Origin of the sequence: Neobacillus sp. YX16, assembly GCF_030123505.1 — a bacterium.
Lineage (GTDB): Bacteria > Bacillota > Bacilli > Bacillales > Cytobacillaceae > Neobacillus.
The window spans coordinates 3960336-3979746 of record NZ_CP126115.1; the positions used below are offsets into that span (position 1 = coordinate 3960336).

A 19411-nucleotide genomic window follows, 5' to 3' on the forward strand; every position below is an offset into this window, starting at 1 on the left:
ATCATAAGCTCCTCTCTTTTTTTAACACTTCTAAAATTAGTCCTGCTGTTTCCTCAATTGCTTTATTTGAAACATTGATAATCGGACAGCCTACTCGCTTCATAATTTTTTCAGCATAATCCAGTTCATCAAGTATTCTTTCGAAGCTTGCGTAACTTGCTTTAGACCCTAACCCTAAAGCTTTTAGCCTTTCAACACGAATTTCGTTTAATTTATTGGGAGAGATAATTAATCCAATACAATTCTTTCTCGGAATCTCGAACAATTCCTCTGGTGCTGGAACCTCCGGAACTAACGGTACGTTGGCAACCTTAAAGCGTTTATGAGCTAAATACATCGATAATGGTGTCTTTGAGGTTCTTGAAACACCGATTAAGACTATATCTGCCTTGAGAATTCCTCGAGGATCACGCCCATCATCATATTTAACCGCAAATTCGATGGCTTCTATTTTTCTAAAATACTCTTCATCTAGTTTTCTCATTAAGCCTGGCTGATGATGAGGCGTTTTATTAAAGCTAGTGGTGAAGGCATTCATCAATGGACTAAGCAAGTCCACTGCCATAATGTTTTCTTCTGCAGCACGACGATCTAAATATTCCTTTAACACTGGAATGACAATCGTATAGGCAATGATTGACTTTCCTTTTTTTGCTATTATAAGGACATCTTCAATGTCTTCGAGGTCCTCCACATAGGAATTGCGTCGAATCTCTACATTTCCACCGTTAAATTGTGTTGCTACCGCTTTTACAACAAACTCAGCTGTTTCCCCAACAGAGTCCGAAACCACATAGACTACTTCCTTCTCTACAAAAATCGCTGCCACTCCCCTTTATACCGAATTTCGATCCATTATTTCTAGGTATGCTCGTGTGATGGTTGTTTTCGTAATCCGGCCGACAAGTAAATATGTATGGTTTCCCGGATTGATTTCTTTCACTACAGGTAAGGAGTCAATGTGATTGGTAATCATTTTTTTAGCAGCTTCTAACAATGTTTCCTCAGGTGTGATTGTGATAATGTTAGGCATTCTGGTCATAATGACGTTACAGGGTAATTCTTGCAAATCTTTATTGCCGATGGCTGTTCTCAGTAAATCTTTCCTAGAAATTACACCAGCTAAAAAGCCATTACTATCTACCGCATAAAGAGTACCAACATCTTCCAAAAACAGTTGTACAATCGCATCATACACAGATGTGGATTTTTCCACAACGATTGGAAGAGCTTTAAAATCTGCCACTTTTTTGTGGAGAAATTTTTCTGCCTGATGCTTTACCTCTTGGTTATGATTAAAAAAATAACCAACTCGAGGTCTGGCATCCAAATTACCAGCCATTGTTAAAATAGCTAAGTCTGGTCTTAATGCTGCTCTTGTTAAGGAAAGCTTTTCTGCAATTTGCTGCCCCGTAATGGGTCCACTTTCCTTCACAATCTTTAGAATTTCATCTTGGCGTTTCGACAGTTTAATCACATTGACCCCCTTTTCAGTTTAATTATGTTATATTTTTTGATAAAAATATAAATGTGCTATACTTATTGTATATTTAGTATATTACATTTAAACAATAAGTGAAACAGTTTATTGCACATATTTTTGACAAATTTTCTTCCTCTTCAAAAAAAAAAAAAAGAATCCTACCGCAGGAGATAGGATTCTTACTATTTTTGACAGTTGGGACAGAAATAGGTTTTACGAGATGAAATCATTTCTTTAATAATAGTGCCCCCGCATCGATTACAATTCTCTCCTTCTCGGTCATACACAAGACAGAGATTATTATAGCCCCCTGTTAAATTGTCCCCTTGGAAAAAGGGATTTTCCATGTATCCACCATGCTTTAAAGCATCTAGGAGCACATGCTTCATCGACTGGTAAAGTTGATTTCGTTCAGGCTCACCTATATCCTCTATACTCCGTTTTGTTTTAATTCCAGCATGATAACAAATTTCATCGGAGTAACAATTTCCAATCCCTGCTATAAACTCCTGATCGAGAAGTTTTGTTTTTATTTTCCCACGTCTGTCACTTAGTAGTTTTAAAAAATCCTGCAAAGTGAACTGAGGCTCTAATGGCTCCGGACCCAAAGAAGATAATTCTTTTTTAACATCCTGTTCATTATATAAATGCAAATAACCCAATCGCAATCCAATAAAATAAACATGGTGTTTTCCAAAAGATAACCGAACCTGTATCGTTCTTTCCGGTTTGTCATCCTCTTTCCCAAAATACATCCAGCCGCCAAGCATTAAATGCAACAGAAGGACTTGCCCGTTTTCTAAATGAAATAATAAATGCTTTCCTCTTCGATTGACTGTCATGACCTTCTGATTTGTGACACTATTAATAAAGAGTGTTGGGTTCAAATTAACCGATTTCTCTCGATTGATTTGTACCTGAGAAATGGTTTTACCCGCTATTTTTTGATTTAATAATCTTCGGTAATTTTCCATCTCTGGAAGTTCAGGCATCTATCTACTCCCCTTTACGGCTTTTTCATATCTTTTCCTCACAAACGCAAAAAAACCGAACATTTTAAAGTTCGGTTTTTGTATCAATCATTATTAAGTGGGCCTAAATGGACTCGAACCATCGACCTCACGCTTATCAGGCGTGCGCTCTAACCAGCTGAGCTATAGGCCCATTTAGAGTAATTGGAGCGGGTGATGAGAATCGAACTCACAACATCAGCTTGGAAGGCTGAGGTTTTACCACTAAACTACACCCGCATTTATAGTGCCCTACAAATAGTACATGAAATATTATAACACCCTGCAAATAAGTTGTAAACTACTTTTTATCACCCTCAAGATGTTTAAGTTTTTTCAATAATTGTGCCGAGTCTTCAGCTGCAATAAATTCACCATTTACAATCGCATAAGGAGATATTTTGCATTCCTCACATCTACTTTGACAATGGTACTCTTTATATTCGATATTTTTTTTACCCAAAAAAGCACTGTATTCATGTTGAAGCTCATCGGGTAAAAAACGATTTAGATTTTTTTCACAGAAATCAACTTTTAATTTTTTTTCCTTCGTAAAAAGTTTTGTAATAAAGTTCATACGCTGCACATCTCCACTGCTAGTCATTTACATTAAGTATATCAATTTCACCTAAATTATTCTCCTAATATATATTACAAAGAGCAACCATTTCTAGTAGGGTTGCTCGATTTTTAACTGCTATATATGAATTTTTTATCTTTTTGAATGTTTTTTATCTATTTTCGCCTCAATTCTCTCCATTGCTTTTAGATCACTTTTTAATTCCTGCTTATTATCATCTACTAATTTCTTAAAGCTTATATTGCGTTTTCTCATCTGTTTCTCCACCTTTCTTATGTTTCTATTATACAAAAAGTAGAAAGGTTAAAATCAACAGAAATATTACAATTTTTTGAACTTTTATGAATTTTTCTATTTTTTCAGCAAGGAATATCCCTTCACTACTTACTTATGGTAAATATTGTTTATCTTGGTTAACTCATTTATAATTGAAACTATATCTGAATCACAAATTTTGGAGGAGAAAATTATGAAACTAGGTGCATTTTCAGTTAGTTTAAATGTAAAGGACATTCATTTATCAAAATCATTCTATGAAAACTTAGGATTTCAAGCCTTTGGTGGAGATATTAATCAAAATTGGCTTATTATGAAAAATGAAAATTGCATCATCGGTCTATTTCAAGGCATGTTTGAAAAAAACATCCTAACTTTTAATCCAGGATGGAATGAAAATGCTGAAAATCTTGAATCGTTTACGGACATTCGAGAAATTCAAAAGCAGCTTAAAGAAAAAGGAATAACAATGCATTCTGAAGCAGATGAATCAACCGAAGGACCAGCACATTTTACGATTGAGGATCCAGATGGTAATCAGATTCTTATGGATCAACACAGATAACAAAAAACATAACTCTCCAATGAAATACATACATCATCATAGTTAACCCTTTCCTTACAGAATCAAGATAAAACAATAAAGAATAATAAAAAACCGAGTAGGCTACTATTTTCACGGCTAACCAAAACAAAGCGTCTTCCAACGAGGAAGGCGCTTTTTCTAATTTAAGCTTGGATAGCACAATAAAGTAATTGAAAATATTTGTTTTAATAAGTATATTTGATAAAGTAATGAAAGTAACTGACAAGACTTGTTGTTAGCTGCTTTTGAGTGGAGGATTGGAGCATTGTGAAGTTAGGACCTCGCGTCATTAAAACAGGCATTGCTGTTACATTTGCCTTATATATTTGTTCGGTATTAAAGCTTGAATCAGCAGTATTTGCAGGAATTGCTGCCATTTTTACGATTCAACCTTCCATTTACCGCACATGGAAACAAGTATGGAACCAAGTCCAAACCAATTTCATAGGTGCGATTATTGCCTTTCTAGGATTATACTTTCTGGGCAATGACCCCTTTTCAATTGGACTGGTAATCATTATACTGATTTCGATTAGTTTGAAGATAAAGATGGGAGAAACGATTTCGCTGACGGTTGTAACTGTGTTGGCAATTATGAGTGCTCCAGGAAACGAAGATTGGCTCTTTGCTTTGAACCGTTTTATCGTTACCTTTATCGGTATGGCAACGGCACTATTGGTGAATATTTTTGTTTACCCACCAAATTACAAGAAAAATTACGTGAAGAAAGTGAATGAAATTTTTCAAAATATGTCTATTTTGCTAAGAACCGCTATCTCTGACGAAATGACAGAAAAGTGTTTTAAGGAGCAAATGGAACAATTAGAGAATGATATTTTACTATTAGATGAGCAATTTATGTTGTTTGATGAAGAACGCGAAAAAATGTCCAAGGTAAATAATATCGATGTACGCGAAATAGTCGTGTTTAAGCAAATGTTTAAATCACTCCAACAGGGTTTTATTGTCTTGGAGGACATTGATTCCTTTTATTTTTCCAGTAAGCCGACACCTGAAGAAAATCATCTCTTTGATCAACAACTAGAATATTTAATTAAGTACCACGAGCTATTTCTATTAAAATATGATGGAAAGATAAAAATGGATCTGCCTTCATTGGAAGATGAGTTTATGAAACATACTGAAGACTTTTTGGAAAAAGTTATGCAATCCTATAATGAAGGTCATAAAATCCAAATGGCCGTCATTGGAGCATCTATTTATAATTACGCCTTCCAACTGGACCGATTGAATACACTAATAGAACACTATTTGAAGAAATCACAATAGTAAAAGGAGTAGCTAGATTGTATTCTGCTACTCCTTTTTCTATTGTGTAGGGAAATCACATCTAAATAGGCTTCATCCTTTATTGCTCTTCAATTAATTTTAACGCTTCATTATATAACTCTTTATCTACTACTTTTTCTAAATCAAGCGGTGTTTGAATTAATCCGTTTTCTAAATACCAATCAGACCATGTTACTTGTGTCTGTAGCTTCGAGGACATTTTTGTAATAATATCTTGCAGAGTCAATGTAACTAGCAAGGAATCGAACAGCTAAATCTTTATTCTCCATCATTTTTCCTAAGAAATAAAAGCCTGCTGATTAATTATAACTAGTGGTCAGAGTCTTTCGATAACTATCATAAAAGAAATTCAGCTTCTTCATCTAATAAAGGATCTATATTTTCGTTAAATGGCGGGTAAATAGCAGGGTGAAGGATACTTGCTATCTTAAATAATCCTAGTAACAATCTAGGAGATGGCCTGCAAAATAATGGCTCATCTAATATATATAATTGATTGTTTTTAATAGCACCCATGTTTTCCGTCCCAGGGCGTTTTAGGATGACCTTTGGATTAACTTTTTCTATCTGTACACCTACCCAAATAACACAAATCACTTCGGGATTTCTTTGTAGGACCTCTTCCCACTCCGTTTTAACACTGGATTGTGCCACATCTTCAAAAACGTTTCTTCCCCCTGCAAGTTTACTAATTTCGGTTAGCCAATTGGTTGCTCCAGGAGTAAAAATAGGTTTTGCCCACCATTCCCAATAAAGGGTCGCAGGCTTTTGCACTAACTTAGATAAAGATTGATATTTTTCGAGTATAGTATTGTATTTTTTAAATAATTGATTCGCCTTGTCAGAGGTATTGGTAACTTCTCCAACAAATAATATACTTTCTCCAACCTCTGTTAATGTCTTAGGATTAGGAACAATGACAAAAGGGATGTTTCGTTTTTTCAACTCTTCGATATTGCGTTCCATTCCAGGTACAGAAAGAGAGGCTAATACTAAGTCAGGCTGTAAGGCTTCCACTTTGTCCATATCAATGTCCAAATCAGAACCTAATCTTGGCAAGGATTGAATATCCTCCGGCCAATCCGAGTAGTTATCCACTCCTACTAACGAAGATGTTAATCCTAAGTAAGCAGCTAATTCTGTATTACTTGGACATATAGAAATTAATCTCATAGATAAACCTCCTTCAAGATTCTAAAATTCTATTCCCTTTACAGCTGGGATGCCTTCATTGTAATAATGTTTTTCCGATTCAATAACTGAAACGAGATCAGCTGCGTCTTTAATTTCTTGCTTGGCATCTCTTCCAGTGATTACCAAATGAACATGTGAAGGTTTATTTTTGATAACATCTATCACTTCATGTAGAGGCAAGACATCATCAATTGGAAACTTATTAATGGCTAATGCATTATTGAGTTCGTCTAAAATTACCAAATCGTACTCGCCGCTCATTACCGCTTCCTTTGCTTTCGGCCATCCTTGCTTTATTGCTTCTCTATGTTCCTCTGGTGTTTTTGTCCAAGTGAACCCAATTCCCAGTTGAACCATCTCTACTCCCAGCTTCTTCAGTGCAATTTGTTCACCATATGTGCGTTCAGGTGATTTGATAAACTGATAGATTTTCACTCTAAATCCTCGACCAATTCCGCGAAGTGCTAACCCTAAAGAGGATGTCGTTTTTCCTTTTCCATGTCCCGTATAAACAAGTGTTAAGCCATTTCGATTTATTTGTTTAGTCATATGTGTTCCCCCTATTTTCCAGACATTTCTTTATCCAATTCTCAACCATTTCTGGACAAGAAGCAAAATGAAAATGGGTGTACCCTGCTGCTAAATTATGTAGTAAATACCCTTCTTTATTTACACCTCTCATGCCTATCGTTTCATAAGCATAAGGTACATCCTCTTCAAGTGCTTGGAAGGTTGAGTAATGAAATTCATGTCCCCTGGCACTCATATCTTCAAGAATAAAATTAGCATTTTGCCCGGTAATCTCTCGATAACCTAATGCCGCTAATTTTGTTTGCATATGTACACTACCTGGAATAACACCCGCCATTTCAAATTTTTTCTTATCCGTAGTTTCTATGAACTCAGTTAAATACATGAAACCTCCACATTCGGCAAGTGTAGGCAATCCACCTTCAATCGCTAGCTTTACTGATCGCTTTGCTTTTAGATTACAAGCTAGGACTTGTGCAAACTCTTCAGGAAATCCGCCGCCAATATAAAGTCCATCAGCATCATCAGGTACCTCCTCATCCGCAAGGGGCGAGAAATATACAATTTCAATCCCTTTTGCTTCCATGATTTCTAAATTTTCAGGGTAATAGAAATTAAAGGCGCTATCTTTTGCTACCGCAACTTTCACTAGATGTTCCCTCTGTTTTTCAAAAATGGAAGACTTGCGGCTTGCTTCTAACCGCTCAGCAACAGCTAATTCAAGAAGTCTATCAATATCAACAGTTTCGCTGACTAATGTGCCTAATTTATCAAAAAACGAATCTAGTTCCCCTCTTTCCAAAGTGGGAATAAGTCCAAGATGTCTCTCAGGAATTTCAATATCTAGTTCTCGTTTCAAATAACCGATAACAGGAACGTGACATTCCTGCTCAATCGCTTTTTTGACAAGTTGAAAGTGACCTTCACTTCCTACTTTATTTGCAATGACAGCTGCAATATTAGGTCCCTCAGCAAATAATTGAAAACCTTTCACGATCGCAGCAGCACTTCTAGCCATACTTTCACAATTAACAACAAGCAAAACTGGGCTTTTCGTAATCATACTAATTTCAGCCGTACTTCCCTCATTTGTTTCTGGACTCTTCCCATCAAAAAACCCCATAACCCCTTCGATGATTGAAATATCTGAACCCTGACTGCCATGAGTGAAAATATCCAGCACCAAATCTTTTGTAAGCATCCAGCTGTCTAAATTTCGAGAAGCTCGTTTCGTTACAGCGGTATGATAGGAAGGATCAATATAATCCGGTCCACATTTAAAACCCTGGACGGTTAGGCCCTTTTTCATTAATGCTGCCATTACCCCAATGGTTAGTGTTGTTTTCCCCACGCCGCTTCCAGTCCCGGCAATTACCAATCGTCGTTCTGCCATCTGCCATTCCCCTTTTCAATGGATCTATGAGTTTAGTGGACCTTCTCTATATATTTGCTGAAACTTTTCTTTATAGCACCATACACCATTTGGCCGATTGCCCTTCCGACAACTGTTCCTGAACCGGCGCAATCTATTTTTGCCCCTTGCTGAGTAAGGCCAAGAAGCAGGGTATCTGAGGATGAACCAGCCGCAATCATTTTGGAAAAACGAAGTTTATGTAAGGCCTTCACTTTTGCTTCAACAGCTGACATATATCCATCAACAAGGGCACCATCTGTAAAATGGGCATCTATAAATAACATGATGTTGATGGTTTTTCCTGCCCCCTCTGTCACGATCACCATCATGTGAATATCTTCTATTACCTTCGTTACCATCAACATTTCCTCGAGTTTTACGGCTGTCATGACACCAGCTGCTTGTTCATGAGGCTGGGAGTAATTTGTCATCAACTGCTGTATATCTGAATGTGGACCTTGAAACTGACAAAAATGTTTTAACCATTGGATACCAGCACCGACCTCCGTATTGGATATAGTGCGCAGCGGCTGATCAAATTGAACATGAAGATAGTCTTCACCTTGATTTATTTTATAAGAATCATCAAAGTTAAATAACCGACTTGATGAAATGTGGTTTGGTGTCATCAGAAGCTGTGGTTTAGGAACAGTTGGATGTGATTGGGATTTCACTTTCACCTCGTAAACCTTCTCTAATTGATCTTCTTTCCTCAAAAGATCTACTTCTCCTACTTCTAAAAAGCTCCCATTATGTAGTAATGCTACGCGATCTGCATAAAGCGAAGCCACATTCAAATCATGTAGAATCGCAAAAATAGTTAGCCCCGTAGTTTGTTGTCGTTCTTTTAGTAGATTCAACATTTGATATGTATGTTTAATATCCAGATGATTGGTAGGCTCATCCAAAAGTAAGATTTCAGGCTCCTGTGCTAATGCTTTGGCCAATAAGACTCTTTGCTTTTCACCGCCACTAATCAGTCGAAATTGAGTTGTCCGAAACTGACTTATCTGAGTTATTTCCATAACCTCTTCAATGACTTTCCGATCATTCTTCGAAAGCTGCTTAAAGATCCCCTTTTGATGAGGATAACGCCCCAGGCTAATGATTTCTTCAACGGTATAATCGAAAGATACTTGAACTTCCTGTGTTAAAACAGCCATTTTTTTTGCTTTTTTCAGTTTTGAGAGAGTTGAAATTTCTTGACCACAGACTGAAACTTTACCACTCTTTATTGGCAACTGCCCTGTAATGAGCTTAAAAAGGGTGGTCTTCCCACTTCCATTAGGTCCTAGCAGGGCAAAAAACTCTCCTTTTTTTACTTCTAAATCCAGCCCCTTAATAATGGGAGAATGGGTATAGCCACCGACTAAGTTTTCAACACAGATCATTTATTTGCCCCCTTCCCAAATCGTTCTCTAATCAATAATAGAGCAAATACTGGCGCTCCAATTAAGGCCGTGATTACACCAATTGGCAGTTCTTTTGGAGCAATGATCGTTCTTGCCATTAAATCAGCTAAAATGAGAAAAGCTCCTCCTACTAGCATGGATAGTGGAAGGACATGGCGATGATTTGGGCCGGTAACAAGTCGGACTAAGTGTGGAATCACCAGTCCAACAAATCCAATCGACCCTGACACAGCTACCGCTGCTCCCGTTAATAACGATGCACCAATTAGAACAAATGTCTTTCCCTTTTTAACATCAACCCCAATATGATCTGCTGCATCCTCACCCAGTGCGAGAGCATTTAACTCACGATAATGATAGATTAATATAAATGAACCAATGAGCATAAATGGAAGGATTAGTTGAATATGACTCCATCCTCTCATTCCAACACTCCCATATAGCCAATAGATAATTTGTGTCATAGATTCTCTATCACTTAATGAAATTATGAGTGAGACAAGTGAGCCAATAAAGGCACTTACAATAATTCCAGCCAGAATAATAGTTTCAATCGCTAGACTTTTACTGCTTAATCGAACGAGGCCGAAAACAATGAATAAAGAAATTAAACCAAATGAAATGGCGACAACCGGAAGCGTAAAACTTCCCAACCCTACAATAGTCACTTGGAAAAACAATACCAAAACGGCGCCTAGAGAGGCACCAGAGGATACTCCTATGGTATATGGGTCTGCTAATGGATTGCGTAAAAGTCCTTGAAAAGCTGCACCTGCTAATGCTAATGATGCTCCTATACAGAATGCCAGAAGAACTCTTGGCAGACGGATATTCCAAATAATCATTTCTTCATTTTTTGCTATATCAGTCAGCCAGCCCATATTTAACGTTTTATCTAGTATGATATGTAAGATTGTAGGAACAGTAACGGTTACACTACTATAAAATAAACCAAGAAGGCTTATACCAAGTACAAGCCCTCCGCTTATAACATACAACCAGCCTATTTTATTGTTTAAATATTTCAGGATAGATAAGTTCCGCAAGTGTCTCGACTCCTTCAATTAAACGAGGCCCAGGTCTAGTAACCGTATCACTATCGACATCAAATACGTTTCCACTTTTTATAGCTGGCACTTCTGCCCATCCTTCACGTTTTAGCACCCCAGATGTTGGATTATCTACATAGTAGCCATAGGTTGTGATAATCACATCAGGGTTTAATTTTACTATTTCTTCCTCAGTCATCTTCACCCAGCCATCTTGATCTTCAGCAGCATTAACGGCTTGTATGGATTCAAGCATCTCATGCATAAAGGTGTTTTTACCTGTCGTAAAAATATCGGGAGCCGGTGAAACTTCTACCCAAACTTTCTTTTTCTCCACATTTGCTGCTGCTGCTTTGTCTTTAATCGTTTGAAGACGCTCTTTCATATCCGTAACGATTTCTTCTGCTTCCGTCTTACTTCCGGTAGCCTCACCAATCATTTCAATTTTGCTATACACATCCTCAAAGGATGTAGCACTTCCAACAACAATTACTTCAATCCCAGCTTCTTCAAACTTTTGTAAGACATCCGGGTGTGTTTTGTAATGATAATCCGTTACAAGAGCCATATCTGGAAGAAGTGAGAGAACAAGTTCTGCATTGATATCTTGTGCTCCAACCTTTTCAATTTTTTCTACTTCTGGTGGATAGTTATCATAATCCGATACACCAATGATTTTATCTCCTAACCCAAGTGCAAAGGCAATTTCTGTATTACTCGCTTGAATAGAAACGATGGTTTCAGGTTCCTCTTCAATCGTTACCTCTTGATTCGCATCGTCAGTGATTGTTACTGGGAATTGCTCTTTACTTTCGTTTTTCTTTTCGTTTTGGGTAGCAACAGCTTTATCTTTAGAGCTTTGTTCCTGTGTACCACAGCCTGCAATAATACCCATGCTTAACAGAAGAAAAATTCCGAATAAACCCCACTTTTCAACCATTTTTTTCATAACTTTTCCCCCTACTATTTTTTTGACAACAAAAAAACGCTTTTCCTATGGAAAGCGTGTAAAAAGGCAGATTTATAATACTTAGTCATTTAGACAGCGTAATAACTTGCAATCTTCAAAATAAATAATAAAATTTACATTATCGATTACCTGCACTTTAAACATCCCTTTCCTCGAGGAAGCTTAAAAACATAATAGGCAGGTCTCCTGACTTGCGAATCATCGGTAGGTTATCCCTTCCCATGTTTAATAACACAGTGGATATATATAACCTTCCTTCTCGCTTACAGTGGCGGGACCGTGTTGGACTTTCACCAACTTCCCTCTTAGTCTTAAATGAATCTTGCTGATCATTTAAGAAACCTATTTGTCTAGTATTCATTTTTTTGTTATAAAAGCCATTATAGTAGAGTATTCCTCCTTTGTAAACTATTTCTAGTTTTTAATTTTTCCCTGTTTCTTTCCCATGAAGAAAAAGAAGCAGAGATCATTTCGTAGATAATCTATTTTTTATTTAAAGGATTTTGGGGATAACCCATAAAACCTTTTAAATGTTTTTAAAAAATAACTTTTACTTTCGAACCCTAACTCATATGCTATCTGTTCTACTGTCTTTATTGATTGATCTAATAACTCTAAAGCTTTTTCCATTTTAACTCTCGTTACATATTCAATAAAACCTTCTCCTGTTTCTTTTTTGTACATCCTGCTGAAATAACTGGAATTTAGATGTAAATGCTCAGCAACTTCTGTCAAAGAAATCTTTTCGCCAAGATGTGTTTGTACATATTTTTGTGCTTTTATTACATCTTCATTTCTAGTCGTCATTTCTAAAAATTGGGTGACTTTTAAGTGTTGGTTACTAGAAAATCGTTCTTGGTTTATCTTATTCTTTAATCTATCAAGTAAATCAATGATATTACTTTCTTCCATAGATTCTTTTAAAATATAATCATAGGCTTCTAATTTGATGGCTTGTTGTGCAAAGGTAAACTCTTCATGGCAAGAAAGGATAACATTATATGAATTGATTTTAGAGCTTTTCAGTTTCTCAATTAATTCAATTCCATTAAGTTTTGGCATTCCAATATCCGTAATCAGTACATCATAAGGGTTTTCTAGCATAAATATTAAAGCATCACTACTATCTTGAAAGTTTGCGACTACTTGGAATCCATAGTCCTGCCATGGAATCACTTTCTTCAAAAACTCAATAACGATCACATCATCATCTACCAAAACTACATCATACATCCTACTCACCCCTATCCACTGGAATATGCAATGTTAAAGTCGTTCCTTCCCCTTCAATACTGTCTATCGTCATTTGAAATTCTTCTCCATAAATCAATTTCATCCTTTGGTAGACATTTTGCACTCCTATTCCATTAAACGATTGGTTGCTTTTAATAAAGGTATTACTATTTGATTTAAAAACCTTCTCTTGTAATCGTTCTAATGTGGCTGCATCCATCCCTTTTCCATTGTCAGTAACGATTAACTCCAATTGGTTCTTACTTTGTTCATTTGCCATTATTCTGATAGTTACTTTTCTATTATTTTTCCCATGAATGATGGCGTTTTCAATTACTGGTTGGAGAAAAAATCTTGGCACTTCGATACTAGAAGCAGTATCGCTCACATCTATCTCCAGTTCAACATCATGTTGGTGACGAAAATTCATTAAATCAACGTAATGCTTCACAATCGTTACCTCTTCTTCTAAAGAAATAAATGCATTATTACGATTGATTGTCATTCGAAGGAGTGCTGATAGTGAATAAATGAGTGAAGCACTGCCAGCATTACCGTCCATTTTTATTTTTAAGCGAATCGCATTTAAAACGTTAAATAAAAAATGCGGGTTAATCTGTGCTTGAAGCATTTCTAATTCAGCATTTCGTTTCGCTTCTTCCTTAACTTTTATCTGTTCAATCATTTCCTCGATGGTATCCAACATATGATTGAAAGATTGGCCTAATTGAGCAACATCATTACTACCAGATAACGGTATCCTAGCGGTTAAGTCCCCCTGTTTTATGGCTTTTGTTACTTGGTGTAACCTTGTAATTGGTTTCGTAAATTCTCGGACAAGCATGATAAGTCCAATTAAAAATAGAACTAAAAAACCACCTTGAATTAAAATAGTCGTTCTCGTTACCATATTGATAGAACCAATGGTATCCTTATATGGTACAAGGCTTACCAATCTCCAATCCGAATAGGACACTGGATAGGAGACCAATAAGTGCTTCTCTTCTTCATAGTCAACAATTTGATAATCATTGTTAGCAACGTCATATGGTAATGTCGTTCCTACCTCATCTGTATTCAAACTCGAGTAGATATCTCCATCTTTGTTGGTCAAATAAAATTTCACTCTCTTTTCACTTTGATATTGACTAAAAAGCTTCTTAATCTCATTTTCTTTTAAACTAATAATTAAATAGGAATTGGAGGAATACGCACTTTGAATTCTTCTACCTATGGTGATGAGATATGGGTAAGTATCTCTCTCGGATTTAATATAAGTTGGGTGTGCACCTAACCAATAGGTTTGATAAAAACTTAAATTATCCAATTTTTTAAACCATGGTTTTTCTTTAAATTCTAACGGATTAAAATCTATTGGAGAATAATTGGTGTAATATAGGTCGTTTTTAAACATGATGGTAATATACAAAGGCATTAATAAATCAGTAATTCCAGACAATTCATTTGATATATGTATATAATTAAGGGCTATTTTTTGTTTTACATTAGTGGAATCTGCATCAATTAACTTATGCGTTTTTAGTAACTGACTCATGTTTGAATCAAATTGAATATAATTAGAGGTATACATAATATCATCTAACATATTCTTTATTCCTAATTCAAGCATTCTTAAATCATCTTCTGATTGTGTTGCAGCACGTCGTTCTAATACATCCTTTGTAAAATAGTTTGAGACAATATAGGTACTAACCCACGGAAATAAAATGCAGAGAATAACTGAAATAATTAATCTCATTCTTAGCGACATTTGCTTTATTGTTTTCCATATAAAATTCAATGATGACCACCGCTTCCAATAGTTAAACAAGAAAAATAGAGAGAAAACATGTCTGTTTTCCCTCTATTATAGCATGAATATTCTAATTATTTATTTGCATCTACTATCGCTTGTACTTTTTCTTCGATATTTTTCATTGTTTTATCAAGATCCTGTTCACCAAGGAGATACAATTCCACCTCTGCCCCAAATTCTGTAAAAACTTCAGTAATATAAGGAGCTGGGGTAATAACTTCACTTGGCTCAACAGTTGTAAGTGCATTCCTCAATGATTCCATATGAACGGCATCAGGTTTTTTGGTTCCATTCACCACTGTTTCTAACGCTTTGTCCATATCAGCTTCTTTCCAAGAAGGTGTCCAGATTCCTTGTTCTACAATACCTTCTGTTGACAACCATCGCATGAATTCATACGCCTCTTGCTTGTGTTTCGAGCTTTTTGCGATAGATAGTAAATCACCACTCATTACGGCAACTGCTTTATCACTTTCCTTATTTTTTGGCCATGGCGCCCAAGCTATTTCAAATTCTGGTGTAAATTGACCCCATTCTGTAATCATAAAGCTTCCGGTAGGAACCATTGAAGCTGATTGACTAAAGAATTGCTGACGATAATCCATTTTTTGCGATAAAATTTCAGTAAATGGAACGGATGATTTATCCACATTTTCTAATTGATTTCTTAGTTCTAATGATGCGCGTAACATCGGATCATCTGCATTTGATGTTCCATCTTCGTGTAAAATTAAATTATCTTCTGCTTTACTCATCGTTTTTAAAACAGAATGGAAATTATGCCAAGAGTGCAAATAAGATCCATAATGCTTGTCTGTTGTTAACTTTTTAGCGTATTCTGCATAGTCATCCCAAGTCCAATCAGTCGGAATTTCTAAGCCAGCTTCATCAAGATGCGCTTTATTTAGCATAATAAGCATCGTGATGTTTTTCATCGGCAAGCCATAGTTCTCTCCTCCAAAAGCCGGATAACTATTATTGTATACTTCATTAATATCAATGCCTTCTTTTTCAACAAATTTAGTGATTGGTTCAACCAGTCCAGCATCAACCCGTTTTGCTAATTCTTGAGGATTGTTGAACATAATCACATCCATTTCATCACCCGCTGAGGCCATTAAATCTAACTGCTTGAAATAATCCACAGAGTTCATGTTTTCTACAAGTGGGATTGATTCCACTTTTATTCCTGGATTCTCTGCTTCATATTTTGCAATGGCACTTTCCCATTTCCCAACATCTTCATTAACCCAGTGGACAAATTTCAACGTAACTTCTTCATCAGATGAATCAGATTTACCTTTATCTGATGAAGTTTTATCGTTTCCTGAACAGGCTGCTAACATAAACATTGCAATCAGTCCAACTAGTAACAATGAACCCCATTTTTTCAACATCATACTTTCCCCCTTATTTATATTGTTTGTATATCAACTCTCTCTATATAAATAGAGAGAGTACATACCGTTTTAACCTTTCACTCCACCAAGCTGTATTCCTTCAATAACATTTTTCTGTCCGATTATGAAGATAATCAGTAAAGGTAAAATGGCGGACACAGATGCTGCCATCATCAAGGAGTAAACGCTGCCATGTTGATCTGAAAAACTCTGTACACCAAGCTGAATGGTATATAATTCTTTTGACCTTAGGAAAATTAATGGATTTTGGAAGTCATTCCAGGTCCAGATAAAACGTAAGATTGCATACGTTGCGATTGCAGGTCTTACTAATGGTAAAGCAATTGAAGTGAAAATTCTAAAATGACCTGCTCCATCCATTTTCGCTGATTCTATGATTTCATTACTAATTCCGAGATAGAATTGGCGCAGCATAAACGTTCCAAATACACTGAAACTATTTAATAGAATGAGTCCAGTGTGGGTTTCATAAAGACCCAGCCATCTATATAGTAGAAATTGTGTAACTAACAATGTTTGAGGCGGAATCATAAAAGTGGCCAATACGATTAAAAAGATGAAATCTCTTCCTTTAAAATTAATTTTTGCAAATCCATAGGCCGCTAAACATGAAATCGTACATGAAACGAGTGTGGTTAGAACCGTTACTTTGATAGAATTCCAATATAATAGAAGGAATGGCATAGAACCTGTCCAAACCTCTTTATAATTTTCAACCGCATTCCAATTTTCAGGAATCCATTGGATTGGAAAAGTTAATACTTCCTCCTCTACTTTAAAAGAAGCAGATATCATCCAAAAAAATGGCATTAGAAAAGCAATTCCTATTAGAACCATAATGGCAGTCACGATCAATTTTCGCATATCTATTCTTTCAACCATCTTTACTTCTCCTTTCTTTTTGGCTGTGTTAAATTGGGCTGTTGATTTGTGCTCTAGGCGCTTCGCTTTCCGCAGGCGGTTCGGGAAGCCTCCTCGTCGCTAAAGCGACTGCGGGGTCTCCCCTGTCCCGTCCTCCTGCAGGAGTCTCGCGCCTTCCGCACAAATCAACAGGTTCTAAAATCAACATTTACCTTTAACACAGCCTTATTTTTAATAATTCACCCATTTTTTCTGACCAATAAATTGAATATAAGTAATGATTAAAATAATAACGAACATCACTAATGAAATTGCGGAAGCGTAGCCTGTTTTGAGTTCAACAAATGCTTGCTGATACAAATAAACAACTGGTGTGATGGTTGAATTTGCTGGTCCGCCATTTGTTAAAACAATGATTAAATCAAATACTTTAAAACTTGAAATAACACCTGTAACAAACAATAGAAAAGTTGTAGGTGACACTAATGGAATCGTAATCTTCATAAATTGAGACCAAGCGGTAGCACCATCGATTTGTGCTGCTTCATATAATTCTTTAGGTATGTTCTGCAAACCCGCCAAGTAAATGATCAAATTAAAGCCAATTCCGGTCCAAACCATAATTAGCATAACAGATGGTAACGCAAAGGTAACATCGGCTATCCAACCAGGTGGATTATCAACCCCAAGCTTCAAGAGTAATTGGTTTATAGGACCCTTTGTTGGATGAAAAAGCACTTGAAAGACAACTGCAACCGCTACAACGCTCGAAATAAACGGCATAAAATAAATCACTTTAAACAGATCTTTCAAATAAACATATTTATTAATGATTACAGCTAGCGCAAGAGAAAAAAGCAAAGTAATAGGTACCGCTAAAATTAAGAGAACATTATTAAATAATCCTTTAAGGAATAATGCATTGGTAAGTAATTTCGTGAAATTTTCAAATCCTACAAATTTAGCATTTTCGTAGCCAGATACAAAATTCCAATCGGTAAAACTTAAAACAAATGAAGAGAGAATCGGAAACAATACTAATATAGAAGTTCCAATGAACATTGGTCCTATAAAGGCATAACCTGCTAAATTTTCCTTCCAGCTACTAAAAGGAGAACCTTTTTTTGCTCTTTTGCGTATTTTACTTTTTGTTGTTTGGACAACTTTTGTTTCAACCTTTACCTCACTATTCACAATTTTTCACCCCTTCGTCTTTATTGTAGCTTTAGTATAGTTATTGAAATCGCTTTCAACAATGTTGAATTTTTACATTATTGAGAAAATTTTTACTACTTTTGTCATGTATTTAATTTCACATTTAAGTTGGTTAATTTTCTTCCTATTTCATGCATTATTTTTACTTATTAGATAAAATTTTTACTTCATTTGAAAAAGTGAAAATTACTCCCTCTGTGCATGATATATTTATGTGTAAGGAGGGAGTACCATGCAATTAGGTTCATTTTCAAATGCGGTTTATACCTTTTGTGATTGGGTAGCAAGACTAGCTTATATTAATCTATTATGGATTCTTTTTACTTTAAGTGGACTCGTGTTTTTTGGATTTTTTCCAGCAACAATTGCCATGTTAGCTACCTTAAGACAGTTTATCCGAAAAAATCATCCACCGGTATTCCAAACTTTTTGGCACTATTATAAAAAGGAATTTATTAATAGTAATAAATTAGGATTAATCATCGTAGCAATCGGTTTTATTTTGTTTGTGAATATCCGATTTATACAATCAACATCAAATAACATGTCCTCTTTTCTTTTTTATTCAAGCATTTTTATGAGTTGTATTTATTTTCTCATCATTTGTTATACAATGGCTTCCTATGTAGAAGTTGATCAAGCATTAGGAGTTCATATTAAAAATGCACTTCTCCTTACAATTTCCAATCCGATTCCTAGTCTATTTATTATTTTTGGATTTGCTGCCGTGTACTTCGCTGTTACCTATTTATCTGGTATCGGATTCTTTTTCAGCGTGAGCATATTAGGTCTTGTAGTACTTTCTTCTGCAAATCTGGCGTATAAAAAAGTCCTGAGTAAACAAGAAAAATTAAGCGCATAGCAAAGCTGAACTCATCTTATAATCCCTTTTTCGACAAAACAAAACCACTCACAAATGCTGATTCAACAGCATTTATGAGTGGTTTTTTAAATTTTCACATTTTAATCTAATAAGTTCGCTGAATTACAGAGTGAGGATTAGACGTTATCTCTCTCCCCTTTAGACTTAGGTAGCATGAAAACTACTT

At 35.8% G+C, this 19411-nt stretch carries 20 protein-coding genes, 2 tRNA genes and 1 riboswitch; of the genes, 3 read left to right on the top strand and 19 right to left on the bottom strand.

The window, feature by feature from the left end; all coding sequences use genetic code 11:
• Position 1 precedes the first annotated feature (1 nt).
• The 7 genes from QNH48_RS19290 to QNH48_RS19320 all read right to left on the bottom strand — a co-directional run bounded on the left by QNH48_RS19290 (position 2) and on the right by QNH48_RS19320 (position 3328).
• Entirely contained in the window at positions 2-829 is an 828-nt protein-coding gene (locus QNH48_RS19290; RefSeq protein WP_214609876.1) for a pyruvate, water dikinase regulatory protein, read from the bottom strand.
• Positions 830-835: 6 nt separating this feature from the next.
• Complete coding sequence (ccpN, locus tag QNH48_RS19295) at positions 836-1477, bottom strand: transcriptional regulator CcpN (RefSeq protein ID WP_283951614.1); 642 nt, start codon at positions 1475-1477, stop codon at positions 836-838.
• Between the two features lie 188 nt (positions 1478-1665).
• Positions 1666-2475: a bifunctional DNA-formamidopyrimidine glycosylase/DNA-(apurinic or apyrimidinic site) lyase gene (mutM, locus tag QNH48_RS19300; RefSeq protein ID WP_283951615.1), complete on the bottom strand. Its 810-nt coding sequence runs from the start codon at positions 2473-2475 to the stop codon at positions 1666-1668.
• Positions 2476-2573: 98 nt separating this feature from the next.
• Positions 2574-2647 (bottom strand) — tRNA-Ile (locus QNH48_RS19305).
• Between the two features lie 12 nt (positions 2648-2659).
• Positions 2660-2733, bottom strand: a tRNA-Gly gene (locus QNH48_RS19310).
• Positions 2734-2794: 61 nt separating this feature from the next.
• Positions 2795-3070, bottom strand: coding sequence for a DUF1450 domain-containing protein (locus tag QNH48_RS19315; RefSeq protein WP_283951616.1), 276 nt, complete (start codon positions 3068-3070; stop codon positions 2795-2797).
• A 135-nt stretch (positions 3071-3205) separates the two neighbouring features.
• Entirely contained in the window at positions 3206-3328 is a 123-nt protein-coding gene (locus tag QNH48_RS19320; protein WP_095250920.1) for an FbpB family small basic protein, read from the bottom strand.
• A gap of 214 nt (positions 3329-3542) precedes the next feature.
• Between QNH48_RS19320 and QNH48_RS19325 the strand changes: the two genes are divergently transcribed.
• Together QNH48_RS19325 and QNH48_RS19330 are read left to right on the top strand one after the other, a co-directional pair.
• Positions 3543-3914 (top strand): VOC family protein, encoded by a 372-nt coding sequence (locus QNH48_RS19325; RefSeq protein ID WP_283951617.1) that lies wholly within the window; start codon positions 3543-3545, stop codon positions 3912-3914.
• A gap of 288 nt (positions 3915-4202) precedes the next feature.
• A complete protein-coding gene (locus QNH48_RS19330; RefSeq protein WP_283951618.1) occupies positions 4203-5225 on the top strand; it encodes an FUSC family protein in 1023 nt (340 codons plus the stop codon).
• Between the two features lie 79 nt (positions 5226-5304).
• On the opposite strand, the gene QNH48_RS19335 is transcribed toward QNH48_RS19330, so the two are convergent.
• The 12 genes from QNH48_RS19335 to QNH48_RS19390 all read right to left on the bottom strand — a co-directional run bounded on the left by QNH48_RS19335 (position 5305) and on the right by QNH48_RS19390 (position 18341).
• A complete protein-coding gene (locus QNH48_RS19335; protein ID WP_283951619.1) occupies positions 5305-5484 on the bottom strand; it encodes a hypothetical protein in 180 nt (59 codons plus the stop codon).
• Between the two features lie 98 nt (positions 5485-5582).
• Complete coding sequence (locus QNH48_RS19340; protein ID WP_283951620.1) at positions 5583-6419, bottom strand: cobalamin-binding protein; 837 nt, start codon at positions 6417-6419, stop codon at positions 5583-5585.
• 21 nt (positions 6420-6440) lie between these two features.
• A complete protein-coding gene (locus QNH48_RS19345) occupies positions 6441-6989 on the bottom strand; it encodes a cob(I)yrinic acid a,c-diamide adenosyltransferase (RefSeq protein ID WP_283951621.1) in 549 nt (182 codons plus the stop codon).
• Complete coding sequence (locus QNH48_RS19350; RefSeq protein WP_283951622.1) at positions 6982-8364, bottom strand: cobyrinic acid a,c-diamide synthase CobB; 1383 nt, start codon at positions 8362-8364, stop codon at positions 6982-6984. Before QNH48_RS19350 ends, QNH48_RS19345 begins: the two co-directional genes overlap by 8 nt.
• Positions 8365-8396: 32 nt before the next feature.
• The gene (locus tag QNH48_RS19355; protein ID WP_283951623.1) at positions 8397-9776 is read right to left on the bottom strand and encodes an ATP-binding cassette domain-containing protein; all 1380 of its coding nucleotides are present in this window, start codon (positions 9774-9776) and stop codon (positions 8397-8399) included.
• Entirely contained in the window at positions 9773-10843 is a 1071-nt protein-coding gene (locus QNH48_RS19360; protein ID WP_283951624.1) for a FecCD family ABC transporter permease, read from the bottom strand. Before QNH48_RS19360 ends, QNH48_RS19355 begins: the two co-directional genes overlap by 4 nt.
• The gene (locus QNH48_RS19365) at positions 10806-11795 is read right to left on the bottom strand and encodes an ABC transporter substrate-binding protein (RefSeq protein WP_283951625.1); all 990 of its coding nucleotides are present in this window, start codon (positions 11793-11795) and stop codon (positions 10806-10808) included. The genes QNH48_RS19360 and QNH48_RS19365 overlap by 38 nt, the downstream gene beginning before the upstream one ends.
• Positions 11796-11975: 180 nt before the next feature.
• A riboswitch (cobalamin riboswitch) is annotated at positions 11976-12176 on the bottom strand.
• 129 nt (positions 12177-12305) lie between these two features.
• Positions 12306-13049, bottom strand: a complete 744-nt coding sequence (locus QNH48_RS19370) for a response regulator transcription factor (RefSeq protein ID WP_283951626.1) — start codon at positions 13047-13049, stop codon at positions 12306-12308.
• Position 13050: 1 nt separating this feature from the next.
• Positions 13051-14808, bottom strand: a complete 1758-nt coding sequence (locus tag QNH48_RS19375; RefSeq protein ID WP_283951627.1) for a sensor histidine kinase — start codon at positions 14806-14808, stop codon at positions 13051-13053.
• A gap of 128 nt (positions 14809-14936) precedes the next feature.
• Entirely contained in the window at positions 14937-16265 is a 1329-nt protein-coding gene (locus QNH48_RS19380; protein ID WP_283951628.1) for an ABC transporter substrate-binding protein, read from the bottom strand.
• A gap of 69 nt (positions 16266-16334) precedes the next feature.
• Positions 16335-17168 carry a carbohydrate ABC transporter permease gene (locus tag QNH48_RS19385; RefSeq protein WP_283951629.1) on the bottom strand — a complete coding sequence of 278 codons (834 nt, stop codon included), beginning with the start codon at positions 17166-17168 and terminating at the stop codon, positions 16335-16337.
• A gap of 210 nt (positions 17169-17378) precedes the next feature.
• Positions 17379-18341, bottom strand: coding sequence for a carbohydrate ABC transporter permease (locus QNH48_RS19390; protein ID WP_283951630.1), 963 nt, complete (start codon positions 18339-18341; stop codon positions 17379-17381).
• Between the two features lie 253 nt (positions 18342-18594).
• On the opposite strand from QNH48_RS19390, the gene QNH48_RS19395 reads away from it, so the two are divergent.
• Positions 18595-19224, top strand: coding sequence for a YesL family protein (locus QNH48_RS19395; protein WP_283951631.1), 630 nt, complete (start codon positions 18595-18597; stop codon positions 19222-19224).
• Positions 19225-19411: the final 187 nt, after the last annotated feature.